The sequence below is a fragment of the Ruegeria sp. AE4 genome (assembly GCF_056542185.1).
Genome location: NZ_JBQFZK010000002.1, coordinates 298028 through 321446, shown reverse-complemented (window position 1 = coordinate 321446; position 23419 = coordinate 298028). Strand labels below are relative to the sequence as shown.

Below are 23419 nucleotides of genomic sequence, written 5' to 3'. Positions count from 1 at the left end.
GGTTTCTAAAATGCGTTAAGTTCAAAATAATAAGGGTTATTGTATTGTTTTAGTGAACTTCCGTCGACATATTTTTATTTTTGCACATATTTTTCGGTGCAATTTGGCGAATTTACCCGGCATCTGTGGCGCTTTGTGCTTGGCGGGAAAGACGGGCTGACGCGGCAAGACTTCCCGTTAGGAGTGCGCGAGGGCTGACCCCGGTCAAGCCCTTGGCATTGGAGCTTCCTGTTGCCGCTAAACCGGGCGGACGGCATGACACGACAGCGGCTGACTGGTACCGGAAATCGATTCTCCAAAAAGTATCTGAACGTTGCCCGGCCCTCGCCGTTTCAGCCGGTCAAGCCAGTCACCACCCTGTTCGGCGGCCCAACATGTGGCGGGACTAGGTGCCCTGCACAACCTGAACGGTGCCGCAATTTGACCGGACCCGAGCGTAGTTTTCTGTGATCTGCACCCTTCCAATCCCGCCCCGCGACGCGCGCGCAATATCCCGACAACCAGCCCAAACCGGCCCCCGTGCAAGGGTGTCACCGCCCGCAGGCCCCGATTTTCCGGGAATCATTCACCTGACAACTAAATCCTTTGCCTTAGGCCCGATGCGCCGGGTTTCACCCTTGTCATCGCCGAAAATCCACGCCAAGGGCGGTGCATGAGGTTCGATACGATCATATTGGGCGCCGGAGCGGCAGGCATGATGTGCGCTGCCCGTTGCGGTGGGCGGGTGCTGGTGATCGACCACGCCAAGGCGCCGGGCGAGAAAATCCGCATCTCGGGCGGAGGGCGGTGCAACTTCACCAATATGTATGCGGGGTCGGGCAACTTCCTGTCGCAGAACCCGCATTTCTGCAAATCCGCGCTGGCTCGGTTTACGCAGTGGGATTTTGTCGATCTGGTGAACCGGCACGGCATCAAATGGCATGAGAAAACGCTGGGGCAGTTGTTCTGCGATGGCTCTTCAAAACAGATTATCCAGATGTTGCTGGACGAGATGAGCCGCGCCGGCGCCGAACTTTGGGTGCAGACCGCGCCGCGTGATCTGCGCAAGGATGGCACCGGATTCGCGCTGGAGGTCGAGCGTGAGGGGCAGCGCCTGCATCTGACCTGCGCCAATCTGGTACTGGCCACGGGGGGCAAATCCATCCCCAAGATGGGCGCGACCGGGCTGGCCTATGACATTGCCCGGCAGTTTGGCCTGCGGGTGACCGACACCCGCGCGGCGCTGGTGCCGTTCACCTTTTCGGATGGCCGGTTCAAGGACCTGTCCGGTGTTTCCCTGCCCGTGCGGCTGTCCAACAAGCGCACAAGTTTTGACGAAGCGCTGCTGTTCACCCATCGCGGCCTCAGCGGGCCGTCCGTTTTGCAGCTGTCCTCCTATTGGCGCGAAGGCGAGGAGATCGGCGTGAACCTGATCCCCGAACTGCCCCTGTTCGATCTGTTGCGTGCGCAACGGAAAAACGCCGGGCGCAAGGCGCTGACAACGGAACTGGCGCGGCATCTGCCGTCCCGGCTGGTCGAGTATTTAAGCCAAATCATCCCGATGTCCGGCAATCTGGCCGATCAATCGGACGCGAAACTGTCTGATCTGGTCGCGGCCCTGTCTGACTGGCGGCTGGTACCGTCGGGAACCGAAGGGTACCGCACCGCCGAGGTGACGTTGGGCGGAATAGATACCGATGATCTGTCATCGAAAACGATGGAGGCCAAGGATGTCCCTGGCCTCTATGCGATTGGTGAAGCGGTGGATGTCACCGGGTGGCTTGGCGGCTACAACTTTCAATGGGCATGGTCATCGGGCCATGCCGCAGGTGTCGCCATTGCCGCTATGAATTAACCTACGACGTTGTAGCCGCGACCGCGCATGCAGTTGCGCACGATCACTTCCTGATTCTGGGTGTTGCTGATCGCACTGGCACCCACACCGACCAGAGCACCAGCGGCCGCCGCGCGACCCAGATCGCTGGCGCTGTTGTCGATAATTGCCGTGGTTGCCGCAGCACCGGCCGCGCCGATGGCGGCAGCGCCCGCGGTGTTGCTGTCCAGCGTCGGGCGAGACCGGGCCAGCGCCTGACAATTGGCCAGATCGGACTGGTAGTTCGGACCCACAGGCCCGTCGATGATAGGAACATAATTCGCCCCGCTATTGGCGCAGGCCCCGGCCAGCGCAACGACGGGAAGGATGGAGAGAATTTTGCGTGCAGACATTTCCGCTTCCTCTTTATTGACCTGGAGGTGACGCAACCTCAATTCCCACAAAGTGTCAATCTGATTGAAAAATGTCCACATCTACCGGCGGGCTGTTGCAGGTGCGGCCTTAGCACAGCCGTTTTTGCACCTGCGCCGTGAAGTCGTCGCCACGCTGTTCGAAATTGTCATATTGATCGAAACTTGCCGCCGCCGGAGCGAGCAGAACGGTCTCCCCCGCCTGGGCTTCCGCCATGGCATGCGCCACTGCTGCCTCCATCGTGGTACAGACCTGCGCGTCGACCGTCAGCTGCATCGCAAAGCCCGCCGCCTCACGACCGATGACATAGGCTTTTATCACTTGATCCGCTGCTGCGTTCAGGGCTGCGACGCCGCCTTCTTTCTCAAGCCCGCCACAGATCCAGCGGATCTGTTTGAACGCAGTCAGCGCCTTCAGGGCGCTATCGACATTGGTCGCCTTGGAGTCGTTGACATAGGTTACCCCGTCCGCCTCGGCGATGATCTGGCTGCGGTGCGGCAGGCCCGGGAACGCGTGCAGCGCATCCTCGATCACGCGCGGCGCTAGGCCCAGCGACCGGCAGGCCGCATAAGCCGCACAGGCGTTCTGGTGGTTGTGGGCACCGGGAAGGCCTTTGATCGCGCGCAGGTCGATAGACCCGGCCTGCCGCCCCTTGCGGTATTCCGACAAAAACCCCTTGCGCGCGAAGACCTGCCATCCCGGCCCGGTCAGCTTTCGCGTTACCGAGATACGGATCACCCGATCATCCGCCGGCCCTTCGGCCAGCTGGCCAGCCAGAAAGGCGCCTTCGGTTTCATCGATGCCAACGATCGCGCGGTCCGGGCCGCCTTCGGCAAACAACCTTCGTTTGGCCGCGAAGTATCCGCCCATGCCACCGTGGCGATCCAGGTGATCTGGCGAAAGGTTGGTGAACACCGCCACATCCGGGGTCAGCGCACGGGCCAGTTCCGTCTGATAGCTGGAAAGTTCCAGCACCACGACCGAGCCATCGCCACCCGGATCGATATCCAAAACACCGCGCCCTATATTTCCGGCCAACTGCGCCTCGCGCCCGGCCTCGGTCAGGATGTGATGGATCAGCGCCGCGGTGGTGGATTTCCCGTTCGAGCCGGTGACCGCGATGACCCGTGGCGGAGTGTCATAGTTGCTCCATTCCGGCCCCGCAAAAGAGCGGAAGAACAGGCCGATATCATTGTCGACCGGCACGCCTGCATCCAAAGCTGCGGCAACCACGGGGTTGGGTTCGGGATAAAGATGCGGAATGCCCGGTGAAACGATGAGCGTGGCAATCGTGTCAAACGCCCCCTGTTTGCGCAGGTCGGCACAGGAGAATCCTTCGCCCTCGGCTGTGGCGCGGGTTGTCGGGTTGTCATCCCAGCACACCGGATCTGCCCCGCCTGCGCGCAAGGCGCGTGCGGTTGCCAGACCGGACCGGCCCAATCCCAGAACCGCAACTTTCTGCCCTGAAAAGCCTTTGACCGGGATCATTCTAACCACCTTCTTTGATTTGGATTTGGAGGCCACACTGCACTGAAGAAAATCACAATGACAAGGGGCGTGTCAGGCTCGCGCGGCGGCGCGAGCCGGGCCCAACAGGTGGCAGGAGGGCCGCAGGCCCTTCGAACCTGGCGGGAGCGTCACCGGACCTTCAGCGTTGCCAGACCGATCATCGCCAGGATCAGCGAGATGATCCAGAAGCGGATGACGATGGTAGGCTCGGCCCAGCCCTTTTTCTCATAATGATGATGGATCGGGGCCATCAGGAAAACCCGCTTGCCGGTGCGTTTGAAGTAGAGAACCTGAATGATCACGCTCAACGCCTCGACCACGAACAGGCCGCCGACGACGGCCAGAACCAGCTCGTGCTTGGTGGCCACGGCAATAGCGCCCAGCGCGCCGCCCAGCGCCAGCGATCCGGTGTCGCCCATGAAGACCGCCGCCGGGGGGGCGTTGTACCACAGAAATCCCAGACCCGCACCAAAGAGCGCAGAGGTGAAGATAAAGATCTCACCCGTGCCCGGCACGTAATGCACGTCGAGATATTCGGTAAAGTCGACGCGGCCCACGGCATAGGCGATCACGCCCAGCGTCGAGGCGGCGATCATGGCTGGCATGATGGCCAGACCGTCCAGACCGTCGGTCAGGTTTACCGCGTTGGCGGCCCCTACGATCACGACAATCGAGAACGGGATATAGAAGATACCCAGATTGACCAGCGTGTCCTTGAACACCGGCACGGCCAGTTGATTCTGCAACGCTTCGGGGTGGTGCAACGTCGCCCAGAGCGCGGCCAGCACCGCGATGATCACGCCCAAGGCAAGGCGCATCCGCCCCGGAACGCCCTTGGTGTTCTGTTTCGACACCTTGGCATAGTCATCCGCGAATCCAATGGCCGCATAAGACAGGGTCACGAAAAGCACCATCCAGACGTAAGGGTTGTCCAGACGTGCCCAGACTAGGGTCGAGGTCACAAGAGCACCGACAATCAGCAACCCGCCCATTGTTGGCGTGCCTGCCTTGGAAAAATGCCCCTCGGGGCCATCATTGCGGATCGGCTGGCCCTTGCCCTGCTTTCTGCGCAGCACGTTGATCAGGGGCTTTCCGAAGATGAACCCAAAGATCAGTGCCGTCATGAAGGCACCGCCTGCGCGGAAGGTGATATACCGGAAGAGGTTCCAGAAATCCCCGCCATCCGACAGGGCGGTCAACCAGTACAGCATGACAATACCTTTCTCACACGAGGCGCATGGGCGTGATCACCCATCAAGCGCGCCCCCTTGCCCCATTTTGCGCAGACCGTCAACAATCGAGGCCAATCCCATGCTGAGAGAGCCCTTGGCCAGAACAGTATCGCCGTCCCTGACCAGCGACGGCAACCGTCCGGCCATCTCGGCGCTGGTTTCGGACCAGAGACCGCGTTTGGCAGGGGGCAGCGCGTGGTGCAGTGCCCGCATCAACGGGCCGATACAATGCACCTGATCGACATGCGCCATAGCTTTGGCATCGGCCATGGCGGCGTGCATCGCCTCTTCCTGCGTGCCGAGCTCTTTCATATCGCCCAGAAAGGCGATGCGGCGTTTGCCTTGTGAGGCGGCGAGCACGTCCAGCGCGGCCTCCATCGAGGTCGGGTTGGCGTTATAGCTGTCATCCAGCAGTTCGATCTGCCCGCCGCCGGGCAGAGGAATGCTTTCCCGTACACCGCGCCCCTTGACCGGGGACCATGCACGCAGCCCCGCGATAGCGTCATCCAGATCGACACCCAGTTCCACGCAGGCAGCCAAGGCCCCCAGTGCGTTCATGGCGAAATGCGTACCGGCAGAGTTCACCGCAAAGCGGAGTACCTGATCACCAACGGCAGCTTCGGCAGTCACGGTGTTCGCCCCCTGCTGAACGTCGGTCAACCGGTAATCCGTTGCGCCTTGGCCGAAATCCACGATCCCGGCCCCCTGCCCAAGTGCCGTTTGGCGCAGGATGTCCGCGTGCTCGATATCTGCGTTGACGATTGCCGCGCCACCGGGTTCGAGCCCTTCAAAGATCGCAGCTTTTTCATGGGCGATGCCAGCCACATTCTCGAAGGCTTCCAGATGCACCGCCGCCACGGTTGTAACCAGCGCCACATGCGGGCGGGCCTGCCGGGCCAGCGGGGCAATCTCGCCCGGATGATTCATGCCAATCTCGATCACCGCGAATTCAGTGTCGCGCGGCATCCGTGCAAGGGTCAGCGGAACGCCCCAGTGGTTGTTGTAACTGGCCACGCTGGCATGGGTTTTGCCTTGCGCTTCAAGGATCACGGCCAGCATTTCCTTGGTCGACGTCTTGCCGACACTGCCGGTCACCCCTACCACACGTGTATTCGTTCTGGCGCGTGCTGCCTGCCCCAAAGCCTCGAGCGCCGCCTGCACATCATCAACGATCAGCAGTGGTGCGTCTGGCGATACGTTGTCGGGAATATGCGAAACCAAAGCCGCGCCTGCGCCTTTCTCTAGCGCTTGGGCTACGAATTCATGCCCGTCCCGCGCCGCTTTCAGCGCCACAAACAGATCACCGGGTTGAAGGGTGCGCGTGTCGATGGAGACACCATCAGCGGCCCAGTCGGCCGTGACCCGCCCCCCCGTTGCCTGAGCGGCCTCGGATGCTGTCCAGAGCGTCATGCGACCCTCCCGTCCAGCGCGGCGACGGAAATGCTGGCCTGTTCGACATCATCGAAGGGCAGCACCTGATCGCCGACGACCTGACCGGTTTCGTGGCCCTTGCCCGCAATCAGCAGTGCGTCGCCGGGTTGCAGGGCATCGATGCCGCGCAGAATGGCTTCGGCGCGGTCGCCGACCTCGGTCACGCTGACGTCGCCCGCTGCCTCGAGCGCACCTGCCATGACGGCGGCGCGGATGGCGGCGGGGTCTTCGCTGCGTGGGTTGTCGTCGGTGACGAAAACCATATCTGCGTGGTTGGCGGCTGCCTTTCCCATCAGCGGGCGTTTCGTGGCATCGCGGTCGCCGCCCGCGCCGACAATGGCGATCAAACGACCCATCACATGCGGACGCAGCGCCTTGAGGGCGGTGGCCACGGCGTCGGGGGTGTGCGCGTAATCCACAAAAACCGTCGCGCCGTTTTCGCGGGTTGCGGCCAGCTGCATACGCCCGCGCACGGTGGTCAGATGCGGCAGCGTTTCAAAAACCCGTTCGGGGCTGTCGCCCGCAGCAATCACCAGCCCGCAGGCCAGCAGGATGTTTTCGGCCTGGAACCCTCCGATCAGGTTCAGGCGGGTCTGGAAGGTCCGGCCCTGCCACGCAAATCGCAGATCCTGCCCGGTAGCATCGAACCGCTGGTTGATCAGGCACAGATCGGCGTCGCCCAACCCGACGGTCAGCACCGATTGACTGCGTGCCTCGGCGATCCGGCGGACCCGAGACCCCTTGGGATCGCTCAGGTTGATAACAGCCGTGCCATCCTGCGGCAGAACCCGGTCGAACAACCCGGCCTTGGCTGCGAAATACGCTTCAAAAGTCTCGTGGTAATCCAGATGATCCTGCGTGAAGTTCGAAAACCCGGCAGCGGTCAGGTGCACGCCATCCAGGCGGCGCTGTTCGAGGCCGTGGGACGAGGCCTCCATCGCGGCGTGGGTCACGCCGTTTTCAGCGGCTTCCGCCAGACAGCGATGCAGGGTGATTGGCTCGGGCGTGGTATGGGCCAGCGGTGCGGTCCATGCCCCTTCGACACCAGTTGTCCCAAGGTTGACGGCGGCATGGCCCAGTTCGGTCCAGATCTGGCGCACAAAGGTGGCAACCGAGGTTTTTCCGTTGGTTCCGGTGACCGCGACAATCGTCTGCGGCATCGCACCGAACCATAGGGCGGCGGCCCCGGCCAGCGCCTGACGCGGGTCTTCGACAACCACCAGCGCCGCATCCGACGCCGCAAGTTCGGTTGTTGCGATTTTCGCCCCTTCGGCATCGGTCAGGATGGCGGCGGCCCCCATGCGCAGGGCGTATTGGATGAACGTGCCGCCATGAACCCGAGTGCCGGGAAGAGCTGCAAACAGGAAACCGTCTTTCACCTCGCGGCTGTCAACGGCCAGACCGGTGATCTCGGGGTTAACCCCGCCTCGCGCGGTCAGGGCCATTTGGCTGAGTTTCTTTGTCCTTGTGCCCATGACCCACCTCTTGCCGGACAGCCTAGTTTGAGGTCAGCGTTATAGCAGCGCCCGCCTCAGGCTCAAGCCGGGGACGCAAGCCCAGCAGAGGTGCCACGCGACCAATAAGTTCGGCAGCTACAGGCACTGCTGTCCAGCCTGCGGTGCGGCGTTTTTCACCGTAAGCCACGATAGAGGGTTCATCCAGCGTGACGATCAGAACATATTTCGGATCGTAGGCCGGGAAGAGCGTTGCGAAAGTGGCGATGACCTTGTCTTCGTAATACCCGCCGCGTGGCTTGGGCTTGTCTGCCGTGCCGGTCTTGCCAGCCACGTCATACCCTTTCACCTCGCCAAAGCTGGCAGTGCCATCCGTCACCACCTTGCGCAGCATTTTCTGCGCCTGACGCGCGGTTCCCTGCGACATCACACGGGGGCCGTATTGCGGGCCGTTCTGGCGCAGGATGGTCGGGCTGACATAATGCCCGCCATTGGCAATCGCCGCATATCCCGCTGCAAGGTGCATCGGGCTGGTTGACAGGCCGTGGCCGTAGGAGATGGTCACAGTGCTCAGCTCGCCCCATTTCTTTGGCTTCAGCGGCACACCGCCCGTGGCCTCGACAATCTCGAACGGGGTCGGGTCGAACATGCCAAGCGCATTCAGAAAATCCTGCTGCCGCTGCGCGCCGATCTGCAACGCCAGACGCCCGGTGCCACGGTTCGAACTGTGGACGATCACATCCGCCACGCTGATCTTGCCGTAATTCTTGCCGTTGAACTCTCCGATCGGGAAGCGCCCGATCTTCATCGGGCCGGATGTATCGATGATGGTATTCGAGTTTACCAGCCCAAGTTCAACCGCCTGCGCGGCGGTGAAAATCTTGAAGACCGATCCCAGCTCGTACACGCCCTGCACATAGCGGTTGAACAGCGGGCTGTCCGAGGGATCAAACCCCGAGGTCGGCGGGCGTGGGCGATCATTGGGATCGAATGAGGGTAGCGAGGCGGCGGACACAACCTCGCCCGTATGCGCATTCATCAGAACTGCCGATGCGCCCTTGGCATTCATGATCTTCATACCGCCGTAGAGCACCTGTTCGACCGCGGCCTGAATGGTCAGGTCCAGCGACAGTTGCAGCGGCTTGTTGCCATTGGCCGGGTCGCGCAGATAGTCGTCAAACTGCTTTTCCACCCCGGCCACACCGATCACCTCGGCGGCGCTGACGCCCTCGCGGCCAAAACCGGAGCCACCCAGGATATGCGCGGCCAACTTGCCATTGGGATAGAGGCGCATCTCGCGCGGGCCAAACAGGATGCCGGGATCACCGATGTCGTGCACGGCCTGTTTCTGTTCGGGCGAAATGCGTTTCTTGATCCACAGGAACTTGCGCTTGCCAGTGAAATCCTTGACCAGACGCTCTTTATCCAGATCGGGGAAGATCGCGACCAGCTGATCTGCTGCCGCAATCGGATCGATCATCAGTGGCGGCTGCGCGTAGACGGAATAGGTATCCAGATTGGTGGCCAGAATGCGCCCTTCGCGGTCGACGATATTGGCGCGCTGCATGGCAATCGCGGCCCCCGGCGCATTGGCCAGTGGCTCCTGCACCTCGGACGTCGCCAACATGCCCATGCGGACGCCGACAACCGAGAATGCGCAGAAGAAGAACAGCCCCAGCACCAGCAGACGCCCTTCGGCGCGGGCGCGGGCGCGGTCTTTCATGTCTTCGTGGCGCTTGCGGATGTTTTCACGCTCGATCGCCTTAGGGTTTTCACCCCGGGCACGGGCGTCAAGGATACGGGCCAGTGGGCGAAGGGGCGTGCGTGTCATGGGATCTGCACCTCGCCCAATGCCTGAATGTCGGTGATGGCCTGCAATTCAATCGGGTCAACGATGGGCAGGTCCGGGTCTTCGGCAAAGGCAATCTGATCGGCGCGCCCGAACTGTTCGGCCCGCAGAGGCAGCAGACCAAGGCGTTCAAAATTCAGGTCCGCCAGCTCTCGCAGCCGGTCGGGACGGTTCAAATAAGCCCATTCTGCGTTCAGGACCGCCAGCCGCACCTGCGCCATGCCGATCTCGCGTTGCAGGGATTGCGTTTCCTTCACCACCTGTTGGGTGCGATAATTCTCCTGATAGGCCCAAAGCGCCAATCCGAACACGGACAGAGCAGTCAACACATACAAAACACTCTTCATCTTGCCCTTCCCCCAAGTTGAGGCATTCCAATGGCGCGGGCCTCAATTTCCCCCGCCGGAGCATCGGTGCGGATCGCAACACGCAGCTTGGCCGAGCGCGCGCGCGGGTTTTCCTGCAATTCCTGTTCGTCGGGCCCCACGGCCTTGCGGGTCTTCAGCGTGAATTGCGGCTGGTCCTGTTCCATCTCGGGCGCATAGCGGTTCGCACGCCCTGTTTTGCCCGCGCGCGACTGAAAGAACCGTTTGACCATCCGGTCCTCGATGGAATGGAAGGTGACAACAGCCAGCTGCCCACCGGGTTTCAGCGCACGTTCGGCGGCCATAAGGCCCTGAAACAGCTCTTCATATTCGGCATTCACCGCGATCCGCAGGCCCTGAAAACTGCGCGTTGCGGGATGCGATTGCCCCGGTTTCGGGCGCGGCAGACAGGATTCGACAATCTCGGCCAGACGCAGGGTGGTTGTGATCGGCGCCTCGGTTCGCGCCCGGACAATCGCCTTGGCAATCCGGCGGCTGGCGCGTTCTTCGCCATAGTGGAACAGGATATCGGCCAGTTGCGCCTCTGTCGCTGTATTTACCAGATCGGCGGCGCTTTCACCTTGCTGGCTCATCCGCATATCCAGCGGACCGTCCTTCATGAAGGAAAACCCGCGCTCGGCCTGATCCAGCTGCATCGAGGACACGCCAAGATCCAGTACAACGCCATCCAGATCCTGCGCGTATTCGTCCATGCGCGAGAATACGCCGGGCTGCATCACCAGCCGGTCGCCGTAATCCTGCGCCCAATCTGCCGCCATTTCAAAGGCCAGCGGGTCACGGTCTACACCGATTACCTTGTCTGCCCCGGCCTCCAACAACCCGCGCGTGTAGCCGCCCGCGCCAAACGTGCCGTCCAGCCAGATGCCCGTGACCGGCGCAACCGCAGCCAGCAAGGGGCGCAGCAGAACGGGGATATGTGGTTTTTCAGATGAGGACGCAGCGCCGGCCATGCCGTTACGCATCCCCGGTGCCGTCTAGGAACTGCATCGGGTCAAAATCGTCCGGCAGATCATCCATCCATTCTTCGGTCTTGGCCAGTTCCTCGACCTCGTAGGTCTCGGGCTTCCAGATCTGAAAGGTGTCGCCTGCGGCGATAAAGAACGCCTCGCCTTCGAGGCCGATCTTGCTGCGCAGCTTGGCGGGCAGCACAAGACGCCCGGTTTCGTCTACGTTGGTCGGGAAGGACTGACCATGGAACATGCGCTGCAACATCCGTCGCTGCATCGAGCCGCGCGGCAGGGCATCGATCTTGGCATCAACCTCGTCAATCGCCTGCATGGTATAACATTCAAGGTATTTGCGGCGGTGGTCACCATAGACAATCACCAGTTCAGGGTTGTCACCGGGCTGCCAGTTGGGATCGGACGATTCAAGCACACGGCGAAACGAGGCCGGGATCGACACCCTGCCCTTCGTATCCACCTTATGGTGGCTTTCACCTCTAAACCTGCGCGCCAAGACGACTGTCCCTTTCGCTTGCGCCCCACCTTGAATTCACGTTCCCCCCGGATGAAAAACGGCGGGTTGATCTGCTGCCACTGATCAACCCGCCGCATTGACCCGCTTTGCGGGATGTCCAGCTGCGCGCGCCACCTGGGGGGATGTCTGCTCGCCCGCGCGCCGGATCTCTTGGTTGATGAAAGCGAGATGCCTGTATGAAACCTGAATATTTTTGGTCGGGGTCGTTTGGTGCCCCTGCTGCCTCGTCCTCATCGGATGTATAAGGGATGACATGGGAATTCATGGAAATCAATAGGAATTTTGCGCAACGTGTCATGAGGAACACGGCTAGACTGGATTGTCACTGAAGGATTCGAGCTTCGTGACACCATTTTTAGCGGGTGGCGAATAACACACCCCAATATATTGGGAAATTCATCGGTCGAAATTTTTCCCGCGATTTCCCAAGAATTTTGCCCACTTTTCTTTTGGACTGGAAATATCGGCCTCAAATGCACAATCCGCCCTTCGAATCGTTCAGAATTTCGGGTCGTTTTCCAGCAATCTCCCCCACGCGACCACATCGCCCCATGATTTCCCACGAGCGATTTACCCAAGCCTTGTCAACATCAGAACGGATATGTTTTGCCCATTTTCCCGCCGAGTGCGCTCAATTCAAAGGCAGGCCACCGGGAAGGGCCAGATGCCCCTGCCAAAGCTGACCTAGGGTCGACCCCATATTTTCAAGGCGCATCGCTGCGAAATGAAAAAACTGAGCCAATCTATGCATTTGCTGCATAGCAGCATTGATGTCGCGACCTATTGTGCAATTGCAGCATTTGCCTATCTTCAGTCTCAAGCAAGGGCCGGACGATACCGGCAAGACAAAAAGATACGGATGATGAGCATGGCAGTCGCAAGCACGCATACAGCAGTAAAGAATGCACCGGCGTTCGGTTTTGGCGCAGTTCTGGAAAACGCAAAGATCCGGTTCGTGCGCTATCGCATGTATCGCCAGACGGTCAATGAACTGTCCGCCCTGTCGAACCACGAGCTGGCCGATCTTGGCCTGCACCGCTCGATGATCCGCCGCGTTGCCCTGCAGGCGGCAAACGAACAAACCGCGCGGTAAGCGCGACACGCATACTGAGATCAGGCCCTTCCTCCTCCCTTAGGGTCTGTAATCAGCGGCAGCGTCTTCCTCCTCCCTGACGTTGCCGCACCTAATACCGGCCTCAACCCGCCGGACACGAATACATCGGGGCGTCCTCCTCCCTGCCTTGATGTTGAAAGCGCGCGGCGATGTCTTCCTCCTCCCTGACATCGCCGCGTCTTCCTCATACCGGATTCAAACCCGGGTTCGCATACATCAGGGCTCTCCTCCTCCCTGCTCTGATGTTGACAAGACGGCGGTTCCCTCTCCTCCTCCCTGGGAACCGCCGTTTTCTGTTTTTCGGACACTGGTGTAGGATGGCGTCCTGACATCTGATGCGGAGGACGCCATGGCCGCCTATTTCATTGCGCAGATCAACATTCACGACCCGGACGGATATCAGGGCTATCTGGCAGGTTTCATGCCGATCTTCGACCGCCACGGCGGTCGCCTGCTGACGGTCTCATCCAAACCGGTCGAACGGATTGAAGGCGATTGGCCCGAAGGCGGGATTGTGTTGATGGAGTTTCCGGATCTTGCAGCAGCGAAATCCTGGAAGGACGACCCGGATTACATCGAACTGGCGAAGATCCGAAAGGCCACCGCAACCACCAATCTGGTTCTGGTCGACGGGATATGACGCCTCAGAACGGGACGTCATCCTTGTTGGTCAGAAAACGCGAGACCACTTTCTTGATGCCCGCCTTGTCGAAATCGACCTCGACCTTGTCACCTTCTATCCCGATCACCGCGCCGTAGCCGAATTTCTGGTGAAACACCCGTTCGCCCAGCGTGAAACTGGCCAGTGCGGTGGCGTCGATCACCGTGTTGCGGCTTTCGCGGGGTTGCGACATGCCATATTGGCCCTGCCGCGCCTGCAACCGTCTCCAACCCGGCGAGTTATAGACGTTGGCTTCGGCCGCGCGGGTTTCTATGCCCGCCGTCTGATGGCCGCCGCCATAAAGGCCCGGAGGTGTCAGCACCTCAACGTGATCTTCCGGCAATTCGTCGATGAACCGGGATGGCATCGAGTTCTGCCATTGCCCGAATACCCGCCGGTTGGCGGCGAAGGAAATCGTACAAACCTCTTCGGCGCGGGTGATACCGACATAGGCCAGACGGCGTTCTTCCTCGAGCCCCTTGAGGCCGGTTTCGTCCATCGACCGTTGCGAGGGGAAAAGCCCGTCTTCCCACCCCGGCAGGAAGACGACGGGAAACTCCAGCCCCTTGGCCGCGTGCAGGGTCATGATCGAGACCTTGGCCCCGTCACCGTCCTGTTCATTGTCCATGACCAGGCTGACATGTTCCAGAAACCCTTGCAGGTTCTCGAAATTGTCCAGTTGGTTGACCAGTTCCTTGAGGTTTTCCAGACGCCCCGGCGCTTCGGGGGTCTTGTCGTTCTGCCAATGGGCCGTGTAGCCGGATTCGTCGAGGACGATCTGTGCAAGCTCAATATGCGTATGCTCGGGCGCGCCATAGCGGATCGGCGAAACCCCGTCATCAATAACCGTGTCATCATCGACTTCAATCCGGGGACCGCGTGTCATCGCATTCCACCGGGCCAACCCGTCGATCAATTCGCGCAGGGCTTTGCCGCCCTTGCCCTTAATCAGCCCGTTTTCGACTGCAATCCGCGCACCTTCGACCAGAGACACGCCATTCTCACGCGCCACAATCTGAATGGTCTGCTGCGCCTTGTCGCCCAATCCGCGTTTCGGCGTGTTCACGATCCGCTCGAAGGCCAGATCATCTTCGGGGCTGACCACCAGCCGGAAATAGGCCATGGCATCGCGGATCTCCATCCGCTCGTAGAAACGCGGGCCGCCGATCACCTTGTAGGGCAGACCGATGGTCAGGAACCGGTCCTCGAACGCGCGCATCTGGTGGCTGGCGCGCACGAGAATCGCCATCTCATCAAGATTCATCGGGCGGATACCGCGCGTCCCGCCCTGCATCGCGTCGATTTCCTCGCCGATCCAGCGGGCCTCTTCCTCGCCATCCCAATGGCCGATCAGGTTGACCTTGTGGCCGTCTTTGGCATCGGTCCAAAGCTCCTTACCCAAACGGCTTTCGTTCCCCCGAATGACGTTCGATGCAGCCGCCAGAATATGCGGGGTCGAGCGATAGTTCTGCTCCAGCCGCACCACGTAGGCACCGGGAAAGTCCTTTTCGAACCGCAGGATGTTGCCGACCTCGGCCCCGCGCCAGCCATAGATCGACTGGTCGTCATCGCCCACGCAGCAGATGTTCTTGTGCCCCCCGGCCAGCAGGCGCAACCACAGGTACTGGGCGACGTTGGTGTCCTGATACTCGTCCACAAGGATGTAGCGGAACCAGCGCTGGTATTGTTCCAGAACATCCGGGTGGGTCTGGAAAATCGTGACCATGTGCAGCAGCAGGTCACCAAAATCCACCGCATTCAGCTCGCGCAGACGGGTCTGGTACTGGGCATAAAGTTCAATGCCCTTGTTGTTATAGGCCCCGGCATCCGCCGCAGGCACCTTGTCGGGCGTCAGCGCACGGTTTTTCCAGTCATCGATGATCCCCGCCAGCATTCGTGCCGGCCAGCGTTTGTCATCGATATTGGCGGCGCGAACCAATTGCTTGAGCAGGCGCAGCTGGTCGTCGCTGTCCAGAATGGTGAAGTTCGATTTCAGATCGACCAGTTCCGCGTGGCGGCGCAGCAGTTTGACGCAAATGGAATGGAAGGTGCCCAGCCATGGCATTCCTTCGGCGGGTTGGCCAAGCAGGCGGCCTACTCGTTCCTTCATCTCGCGCGCGGCTTTGTTGGTGAAGGTCACCGACAGTATCTCGTTCGGGCGCGCGCGCGCTGTGTTGAGCAGATGCGCAATCCGGGCCGTCAGCGCCTTGGTCTTGCCCGTCCCCGCCCCGGCCAGCATCAGAACCGGGCCGTCCAGGCGTTCGACCGCGTCACGTTGCGCCGGGTTCAGCTCATCCAGATAGGGCGAAGGGCGCACGGCCATAGCCCGCGCCGACAGGGATGCGCCTTCGAAGGCGTCCATTTCGTCAAAACTGCTCATGACCCCAAACTACGCCGGATGGAGGCCGAGGGAAAGAGTTTGTTCACGGCTTGTTCGCAAGGATTTTTCACGTCTTTTTGCATTCAATTCTAAACAAAGATGCCGCTGCCCTGTGGGGCTGTTAACCCTCTGTCAAGTCCTGGCCCGGATGCTGGTTCCATTGCTGTGGGAGTGGAACAGATGGAAGCGAAGGAACTGACGGGCGGGTCGTCACGGCTGAAACTTGTGGGCGTTACCCTGATTCTGATCGCGCTGACAGCGGCAGCGGGATGGGGCATCTACGCGGCTCCTGCCCCGGTTGTGGACCGCATGTTGGAATCGGATTTGCGAAAAGACGCCATGCAGCTAAGCCGTCAGGTCGAAAGCCATCTGGACGATCTGGATGCAACGTTTCGGTACCATGAGCTGCACGAGCATGACGCGGAATTCCTGATGCTGCTGCCCGAAACCTCGGACATCTACCGGTTCAAGCTGTTTGATGCGTCCGGTCGGGTGTTCTGGTCGACCCGTGCCAGCGATGTGGGGGCGGTGAATACAAAACCGTACTTCCAGTCGGTCGTCGCCGCCGGAAGCATTTATTACAATCACGCGGAAAAACCCGCGGCAGAGGTTGACTCGATCGACAATGACCCAGCCGGACATGCGGGCCCAATCACCAAACATGTGGCCGAGGTTTATACACCGATCATCAGGGACGGCGTTTTCCTTGGCGCTATCGAATTTTATTCGGACATCACCAATCTCAGAACCCTGTTCATCACGCGCGTGCGCCTGTCGCTGGCGTTGCTGAGCAGTGTCGCATTGCTGGCACTGACCACGGTCATCCTGATTGTCCACCGCACCAACCGCCGTCAGATGCGTGATCTACACAAGCGCGCCGTGAAAGAACGCGAACTGATGGGAGAGCAGCTTCGCCTGGCGCGTGAGGTGCGCCTGCTGGGCGAGTTGAACGAATGGCTGCAATCAAGCCGCTCACTGGATGAGCTTTTTGACATGGTGGCGCGCTTTATGACCCATATCCTGCCCGAGGCCGAGGGAAGCGTGTACGTCTATTCCAACTCGCGCGATGTGCTGGATGGCTGCGCCAGCTGGAACGGGGGAACGCATAAATCTCATATCCATCCGGAAGGATGCTGGGGCTTGAGGCGCGGCCGGACTTACGAGTTCGGTGCCTCAGAGATCGATTTTGTCTGCGAACATGCCGAACCGCATGACGGGCGGCCCTATTTCTGTTTTCCCATTCTGGCCCACGGGGAAACCGTTGGTCTGTTGCATCTCCGCGCGGCTGAGGGGCGAGGGGCCTGTTTCCATAAAAGCCGCAAGCTGGCGCAGCTGTGCGCCGAACAGATCAGCATGGCAATCGCCAATGTCCGTATGCGCGATCAGCTGCATGACCAATCGGTGCGCGACCCGCTGACCGGGCTGTTCAACCGCCGCCACATGACCGAGACATTGCGCAAGGCCATCAGCCGCAGCCAGCAGACCGGCGCCGCGCTGAGCCTGATTGCCGTGGACGTCGATCACTTCAAGAAATTCAACGACACGCATGGTCATGACGCCGGAGACATGGTGTTGCGCGCGGTCGGCGCGGCGCTGGAACAGGGCTGCGACCGGGACGAGATCGCCTGCCGCATCGGCGGTGAGGAATTCATGCTGATCCTGCCCGACAACAGCCCCGAAGATGCCATGACCCGGGCCGAGCAGTTGCGCCAGTCGGTCGAGGCGGTCATTGTCCGCTATGGCGAAAAGGCCCTGCCCCGTATCACAATCTCGGTCGGGGTCGCGCATTACCCCGCCCACGGCACCATGCCGCAGGATCTGATGCGAGCCGCGGATGATGCGCTGTATGTCGCCAAGGACAAGGGGCGCAATCAGGTTCACGTCGCCGCCGGGGCGCTGGAGCAGGCCAGGCGCGTTCCCGCAACGGGTAAACGCCCATCGCCGGAAGCCGCTTGAAAACCTTGCCGAATCGCCCCGCAGGCCGGATCAATCCTTATGGACCTGCACAGCACCTATCCCGGCATTCCCGATCTGAAACGCCGCGCACGCCGTCGGCTGCCGCACTTCGTGTGGGAATATATCGACAGTGGCACCGGGATTGAAACGACGCGGCATCGCAATCGAAAGGCGCTGGATGATGTCCGTCTGAGCCCCTCGATCCTGCATGGGGACCTTGAATTCGATACGTCGGTGAAAATCCTGGGTGGCACCTGTCCTTTGCCCTTCGGCATTGCGCCGATCGGGATGTCCGGGCTTGTCTGGCCTGATGCAGAGCGACTGCTGGCGCAGGCCGCAGCCAAGGCAGGCATTCCCTATTCGCTATCGACGGTGGCCAGTCAGAGCCCCGAAGACCTGGCCCCCTATCTGGGAGAGAACGCGTGGTTCCAGCTGTATCCGCCAAGGGACCCAGAAATTCGCATGGACATGCTGAACCGGGCGCGCGGGGCCGGATTTCGAACTCTGGTTCTGACCGCTGACGTCCCTGTTGCCTCGCGCAGGGAGCGGCAGACGCGCTCGGGCCTGCGGCAGCCGCCGAAACTGACACCGCGCCTGCTGGTACAGATCGCTCAAAGACCCGCCTGGGCTTTGGGTATGCTGCGCAGCGGTGTTCCGCACATGCGCACTCTGGACAAGTATATAGATGACCCTGGTGATCTGCCGCCGACGGCCCATGTCGGATACCTGCTGCGGACCTCGCCGGATCTGGATTACGTCAAATGGCTGCGCGATCATTGGGAAGGGCCGTTTGTCGTGAAAGGCATCCTGCGCCCCGAGGATGCAGACAGGCTGGAACTGGTGGGTGTGGACGCCCTGTGGGTGTCGAATCACGGGGGCAGACAGTTCGATGCAGCCCCGGCCAGCATCGAGGTTCTTCCCGCGATCCGGAACGCGACCCGCCTGCCGCTGATTTTCGACAGCGGTGTCGAAGGCGGGCTGGATATCCTGCGTGCGCTGTCGCTGGGCGCGGACTTTGTCATGCTGGGGCGTGCTTTTTTGTACGGTCTTGCGGCACTTGGCGCCAAAGGCCCTGCGCATGTGATCGATATCTTGAGGCAGGATCTGCACGCGAATATGGGTCAGATGGGACTGGCCGATCTATGTCAGTTTGAGACGAAACGCTAAATTATTGATGCTGCAACGCGGCATCCCTATAAGTGTGCCGAGGCCAAAGGGCGTTTGCGAGCGATAACATGCCGGTTCTACCCAGAAGAACGGATGTACCTGTGCGTATTCTCCGCCCAATAAGACGCCCAAACACCAAAGACCGGGACCTGATATGACAGACTTCAACAAGATCCTGATCGCCAATCGCGGCGAGATTGCCATCCGCGTCATGCGCGCAGCAAACGAGATGGGCAAACGCACCGTCGCTGTTTACGCTGAAGAAGACAAACTGGGCCTGCACAGGTTCAAGGCGGACGAGGCCTATCAGATTGGCGAGGGCATGGGTCCGGTCGCGGCGTATCTGTCGATTGACGAGATCATCCGCGTGGCCAAACACTGCGGAGCGGATGCGATCCATCCGGGCTATGGCCTGCTGTCCGAAAACCCGGATTTCGTGGATGCCTGCGTCAAGAATGGCATCACCTTCATTGGCCCCCGGGCCGAGACCATGCGTGCACTGGGTGACAAGGCCAGCGCGCGGCGCGTGGCCATCGCGGCCGGTGTGCCTGTCATTCCAGCCACCGAGGTTCTGGGTGATGACATGGACGCGATCCGCAAGGAAGCCGCCGAGATCGGATACCCGCTGATGCTCAAGGCATCCTGGGGCGGCGGCGGGCGCGGGATGCGCCCGATCCAGTCGGAGGATGAGCTGGAAGAAAAGGTTCTGGAAGGCCGCCGCGAGGCTGAGGCCGCTTTTGGCAATGGCGAAGGCTATCTGGAAAAGATGATCACCCGTGCCCGCCATGTCGAGGTGCAGATTCTGGGCGACAAGCATGGTGAGATTTATCACCTTTATGAACGCGACTGTTCGGTCCAGCGCCGGAACCAGAAGGTCGTCGAACGCGCCCCTGCCCCTTACCTGAGCGAAGAACAGCGCGCCGAGATTTGCGAACTGGGCCGCAAGATCTGCGCCCATGTGAATTACGAATGCGCGGGCACTGTCGAGTTCCTGATGGATATGGAGACGGGCAAGTTCTACTTCATCGAGGTAAACCCCCGCGTACAGGTCGAACACACGGTCACCGAAGAGGTCACCGGCATCGACATCGTTCAGGCGCAGATCCTGATCGCCGAGGGCAAAACGTTGGCCGAAGCCACCGGCGCCGCCAGCCAGGCCGAGGTGCATCTGAACGGTCACGCGCTGCAAACACGGATCACCACAGAAGACCCGCAGAACAACTTCATCCCCGATTATGGCCGGATCACCGCTTATCGCTCGGCCACGGGCATGGGCATTCGTCTGGATGGCGGCACGGCCTATGCGGGCGGTGTCATTACGCGGTATTACGACTCGCTGCTGACAAAGGTCACTGCCTGGGCGCCGACACCCGAGAAGGCGATCAGCCGGATGGACCGCGCCCTGCGCGAGTTCCGTATTCGCGGCGTCAGCACCAATATCGATTTCGTTATCAACCTGCTGAAGCACCCAACCTTCCTGTCGAATGAATACACCACCAAATTCATCGACACGACGCCGGATCTGTTTGCCTTCAAGCGCCGCCGCGACCGGGGCACCAAGGTTCTGACCTATATCGCCGATATCACGGTGAATGGTCATCCCGAAACCAAGGACCGCCCCGAGCCGCGCGCCGACCTGAAAGTCGCCAAGCCCCCCGCGCAGAAGGCCGAGCCGCGGATGGGCACGCGCAACCTGCTGGAGCAGAAAGGCCCGCAGGCCGTGGCGGACTGGATGAAAGCGCAGCGGCAGCTGCTGATCACCGACACCACCATGCGCGACGGGCACCAGTCGCTGTTGGCGACCCGGATGCGGTCGATCGACATGATCAAGGTGGCGCCAACCTATGCCGCGAACCTGCCGCAGCTGTTCTCGGTCGAGTGCTGGGGCGGTGCGACGTTCGACGTGGCCTACCGGTTCCTGCAGGAATGCCCCTGGCAGCGTCTGCGCGATCTGCGCGAGGCGATGCCGAACCTGATGACACAGATGCTGCTGCGGGGCGCAAACGGGGTTGGTTACACCAATTATCCCGACAACGTGGTGCAGGAATTCGTGCGCCAGGCGTCGAAAAACATCGACGTCTTCCGCGTCTTCGACTCGCTGAACTGGGTCGAGAACATGCGCGTTGCGATGGATGCTGTTATCGACAGCGGCAAGATCTGCGAGGGCACCGTTTGTTATACCGGCGATATTCTGGATCCTGATCGCGCCAAATATAACCTGAAATACTATGTCGGAATGGCCAAGGAGTTGCGCGACGCAGGCGCGCATGTTCTGGGTCTGAAGGATATGGCGGGCCTGCTGAAACCTGCCTCGGCCAAGATTCTGATCCGGGCGCTGAAGGAAGAAGTTGGACTGCCGATCCACTTCCACACCCATGACACGGCCGGTATCGCCAGCGCGACCATCCTTGCCGCCTCTGAGGCGGGAGTAGACGCGGTGGATTGCGCGATGGACAGCTTCAGTGGCAACACGTCCCAGGCAACGCTGGGCACTGTGGTCGAGGCGCTGCGCCATACCGACCGTGACACCGGGCTGGACATCAAGGCGATCCGCGAGATCAGCGATTACTTCGAGGCTGTGCGTGGCCAATATGCGGCCTTCGAATCAAGCCTGCAGGCCCCGGCGTCCGAAGTGTATCTGCACGAAATGCCGGGCGGTCAGTTCACCAACCTCAAGGCGCAGGCGCGCAGTCTGGGTCTGGAAGAGCGCTGGCACGAGGTCGCGCAGATGTACGCCGATGTGAACCAGATGTTCGGCGATATCGTAAAGGTAACGCCGTCGTCGAAGGTTGTTGGCGACATGGCCCTGATGATGGTCAGTCAGGGCCTGACCCGCGAGCAGGTCGAGGATCCGGCGACAGATGTGGCCTTCCCCGACTCGGTCATCGACATGATGCGCGGCAATCTGGGTCAGCCTCCGGGCGGATTCCCGAACACCATCATCAAGAAGGTGCTGAAGGACGAGGCCCCCAACACCCAGCGCCCCGGCAAGGACGTGCCTGCCGTCGATCTTGAGGCCACCCGCGCCGAGCTGTCCAAGCAGCTTGAGGGCAAAGAGGTCGATGACGAGGATCTGAACGGGTACCTGATGTATCCCAAGGTGTTTCTGGATTACATGGGTCGTCACCGGATTTACGGCCCGGTCCGCACCCTGCCCACGCGCACCTTTTTCTACGGCATGGAGCCCGGCGAAGAGATCACGGCCGAAATCGACCCCGGCAAGACGCTGGAAATCCGGTGTCAGGCCATTGGCGAAACGGATGAAAAGGGCGAGGTCAAAGTGTTCTTTGAGCTCAACGGCCAGCCGCGTGTGATCCGGGTGCCGAACCGGATGGTCACATCAACCACTCAGGCGCGCCCCAAGGCCGAGGTCGGCAACCCCGATCATGTCGGTGCGCCGATGCCCGGTGTTGTGGCCACAGTCACTGTGACCGCGGGCCAGCAGGTCAAGGAAGGCGATATGCTGCTGACCATCGAGGCGATGAAGATGGAAACCGGCATCCACGCCGAACGCGACGCGACCGTCAAAGCGGTGCATATCCAGCCCGGCGGCCAGATTGACGCAAAGGACCTTCTGATCGAACTGGAATAAGTCGGAAAACAACCTAATGTTCATCAGGCCGTGTGGGAGACCGCACGGCCTTTTTCTATGATTGAGCGGAGACCCATTATGCTTGCAATCACCCCGATCTATGCGGCCTTGGTCGCACTTCTCTACGTCACACTCAGCGTCAAAGTGATCCTGCAACGGCGCAGCGACAGAATCTCGGTCGGGGATGGTGGCAGCAAGCTGATGATCAAGGCGATACGGACACACTCGAACTGCGCCGAATACGCCCCGATTTCCCTGCTGCTGATTGCTATGGTCGAGTTGCAGGGCGCGGCCGGGGTTTTGGTCCATCTGCTGGGGCTGATGTTGCTGGCGGGGCGTCTTTTGCATGCGTACGGATTTGGACGGACGCCACAGATCGTCATCCTGCGGCAGGCCGGCATGAGCCTGACCTTCCTCGCCATTCTGGGTGCGGCTTTTGCAAACTTGATTCTGGCGCTTTAGGCAATCTGGCGGGTGTTACCCTGCCAGAACGGTTGTTTCGATCTGCGGTGCGCCCAGCAGAACCGGTGTGAACCGGTCATGTTCATGCCGATCCGGTTTCAGGATGGCAGCGCCGATCAGAATCATCGCGGCAAGCATCACGATCTTCAGGTCTGCAACGGATATCATGACGGCACCTCCTGCCTGTGTTTTGTTGATTTGAGTTACGGGTTGAACGGGTCACGGGCCGGATTCCGTCGAAAAGATTTTTCCCGCTTTTTGTGTTTTTCCGCTTGCAGCCCCGCGTGGGAATTTATACATCCCTCCTCACTCAACGGCGCGGGCGTAGCTCAGGGGTAGAGCATAACCTTGCCAAGGTTAGGGTCGGGCGTTCGAATCGCCTCGCCCGCTCCATTGAGAGGTCTTCGGACCACATATGTATCTGATGCGGGCGTAGCTCAGGGGTAGAGCATAACCTTGCCAAGGTTAGGGTCGGGCGTTCGAATCGCCTCGCCCGCTCCAGATACCAAGTTTTCCCAAACAT

General features: G+C 60.7%; 18 protein-coding genes and 2 tRNA genes. 9 read left to right on the top strand and 11 right to left on the bottom strand.

Translation table 11 applies throughout. The features are described 5' to 3' along the window. The first annotated feature begins 652 nt into the window (after nucleotides 1-652). On the top strand, nucleotides 653-1834 hold the full coding sequence (locus ACR0EK_RS05840) for a BaiN/RdsA family NAD(P)/FAD-dependent oxidoreductase (protein WP_480899067.1): 1182 nt from the start codon (nucleotides 653-655) through the stop codon (nucleotides 1832-1834). Here ACR0EK_RS05840 and ACR0EK_RS05835 read toward each other — a convergent pair. From ACR0EK_RS05835 to mraZ, 9 genes are all read right to left on the bottom strand, one after another. Continuing rightward, a complete protein-coding gene (locus ACR0EK_RS05835) occupies nucleotides 1831-2205 on the bottom strand; it encodes a glycine zipper family protein (protein ID WP_480475937.1) in 375 nt (124 codons plus the stop codon). The genes ACR0EK_RS05840 and ACR0EK_RS05835 overlap by 4 nt on opposite strands. A gap of 109 nt (nucleotides 2206-2314) precedes the next feature. After that, a complete protein-coding gene (gene murD, locus ACR0EK_RS05830; protein WP_480899069.1) occupies nucleotides 2315-3712 on the bottom strand; it encodes a UDP-N-acetylmuramoyl-L-alanine--D-glutamate ligase in 1398 nt (465 codons plus the stop codon). Between the two features lie 149 nt (nucleotides 3713-3861). Next, entirely contained in the window at nucleotides 3862-4944 is a 1083-nt protein-coding gene (gene mraY, locus ACR0EK_RS05825) for a phospho-N-acetylmuramoyl-pentapeptide-transferase (RefSeq protein WP_480475931.1), read from the bottom strand. 36 nt (nucleotides 4945-4980) lie between these two features. Beyond that, nucleotides 4981-6375 carry a UDP-N-acetylmuramoyl-tripeptide--D-alanyl-D-alanine ligase gene (locus ACR0EK_RS05820; RefSeq protein WP_480899070.1) on the bottom strand — a complete coding sequence of 465 codons (1395 nt, stop codon included), beginning with the start codon at nucleotides 6373-6375 and terminating at the stop codon, nucleotides 4981-4983. Further along, on the bottom strand, nucleotides 6372-7871 hold the full coding sequence (locus ACR0EK_RS05815; RefSeq protein ID WP_480967653.1) for a UDP-N-acetylmuramoyl-L-alanyl-D-glutamate--2,6-diaminopimelate ligase: 1500 nt from the start codon (nucleotides 7869-7871) through the stop codon (nucleotides 6372-6374). The genes ACR0EK_RS05820 and ACR0EK_RS05815 overlap by 4 nt, the downstream gene beginning before the upstream one ends. Nucleotides 7872-7893: 22 nt before the next feature. Beyond that, nucleotides 7894-9681 carry a peptidoglycan D,D-transpeptidase FtsI family protein gene (locus ACR0EK_RS05810; protein WP_480537414.1) on the bottom strand — a complete coding sequence of 596 codons (1788 nt, stop codon included), beginning with the start codon at nucleotides 9679-9681 and terminating at the stop codon, nucleotides 7894-7896. Continuing rightward, nucleotides 9678-10046: a cell division protein FtsL gene (ftsL, locus tag ACR0EK_RS05805; RefSeq protein ID WP_209504535.1), complete on the bottom strand. Its 369-nt coding sequence runs from the start codon at nucleotides 10044-10046 to the stop codon at nucleotides 9678-9680. The genes ACR0EK_RS05810 and ftsL overlap by 4 nt, the downstream gene beginning before the upstream one ends. Continuing rightward, a complete protein-coding gene (rsmH, locus tag ACR0EK_RS05800) occupies nucleotides 10043-11035 on the bottom strand; it encodes a 16S rRNA (cytosine(1402)-N(4))-methyltransferase RsmH (RefSeq protein WP_209504536.1) in 993 nt (330 codons plus the stop codon). The genes ftsL and rsmH overlap by 4 nt, the downstream gene beginning before the upstream one ends. A gap of 4 nt (nucleotides 11036-11039) precedes the next feature. Beyond that, nucleotides 11040-11507: a division/cell wall cluster transcriptional repressor MraZ gene (mraZ, locus tag ACR0EK_RS05795; protein WP_480773186.1), complete on the bottom strand. Its 468-nt coding sequence runs from the start codon at nucleotides 11505-11507 to the stop codon at nucleotides 11040-11042. 925 nt (nucleotides 11508-12432) lie between these two features. Between mraZ and ACR0EK_RS05790 the strand changes: the two genes are divergently transcribed. Both ACR0EK_RS05790 and ACR0EK_RS05785 read left to right on the top strand, forming a co-directional pair. Then, complete coding sequence (locus ACR0EK_RS05790; protein ID WP_480773185.1) at nucleotides 12433-12657, top strand: DUF1127 domain-containing protein; 225 nt, start codon at nucleotides 12433-12435, stop codon at nucleotides 12655-12657. Nucleotides 12658-13027: 370 nt separating this feature from the next. After that, a complete protein-coding gene (locus ACR0EK_RS05785; RefSeq protein WP_267363318.1) occupies nucleotides 13028-13318 on the top strand; it encodes a DUF1330 domain-containing protein in 291 nt (96 codons plus the stop codon). A gap of 4 nt (nucleotides 13319-13322) precedes the next feature. Here the strand turns inward: ACR0EK_RS05785 and ACR0EK_RS05780 are convergent, their stop codons facing one another. Further along, nucleotides 13323-15719 (bottom strand): ATP-dependent helicase, encoded by a 2397-nt coding sequence (locus ACR0EK_RS05780; RefSeq protein ID WP_480773184.1) that lies wholly within the window; start codon nucleotides 15717-15719, stop codon nucleotides 13323-13325. 180 nt (nucleotides 15720-15899) lie between these two features. Here ACR0EK_RS05780 and ACR0EK_RS05775 point away from each other — a divergent pair, with 180 nt between their 5' ends. The 4 genes from ACR0EK_RS05775 (at nucleotide 15900) to ACR0EK_RS05760 (ending at nucleotide 22896) form a co-directional block, all read left to right on the top strand. Further along, a complete protein-coding gene (locus ACR0EK_RS05775) occupies nucleotides 15900-17675 on the top strand; it encodes a sensor domain-containing diguanylate cyclase (RefSeq protein ID WP_480899073.1) in 1776 nt (591 codons plus the stop codon). A gap of 39 nt (nucleotides 17676-17714) precedes the next feature. Beyond that, nucleotides 17715-18842, top strand: a complete 1128-nt coding sequence (locus tag ACR0EK_RS05770) for an alpha-hydroxy acid oxidase (protein ID WP_480899074.1) — start codon at nucleotides 17715-17717, stop codon at nucleotides 18840-18842. A gap of 154 nt (nucleotides 18843-18996) precedes the next feature. Next, a complete protein-coding gene (locus tag ACR0EK_RS05765) occupies nucleotides 18997-22434 on the top strand; it encodes a pyruvate carboxylase (RefSeq protein WP_480967652.1) in 3438 nt (1145 codons plus the stop codon). 78 nt (nucleotides 22435-22512) lie between these two features. Continuing rightward, complete coding sequence (locus ACR0EK_RS05760; RefSeq protein ID WP_480773180.1) at nucleotides 22513-22896, top strand: MAPEG family protein; 384 nt, start codon at nucleotides 22513-22515, stop codon at nucleotides 22894-22896. Between the two features lie 15 nt (nucleotides 22897-22911). Here the strand turns inward: ACR0EK_RS05760 and ACR0EK_RS05755 are convergent, their stop codons facing one another. After that, a complete protein-coding gene (locus tag ACR0EK_RS05755) occupies nucleotides 22912-23064 on the bottom strand; it encodes a hypothetical protein (RefSeq protein WP_209597812.1) in 153 nt (50 codons plus the stop codon). Nucleotides 23065-23214: 150 nt separating this feature from the next. Here ACR0EK_RS05755 and ACR0EK_RS05750 point away from each other — a divergent pair. Then, nucleotides 23215-23289 (top strand) — tRNA-Gly (locus ACR0EK_RS05750). 33 nt (nucleotides 23290-23322) lie between these two features. Then, nucleotides 23323-23397 (top strand) — tRNA-Gly (locus ACR0EK_RS05745). The last annotated feature ends 22 nt before the right edge of the window (nucleotides 23398-23419 follow it).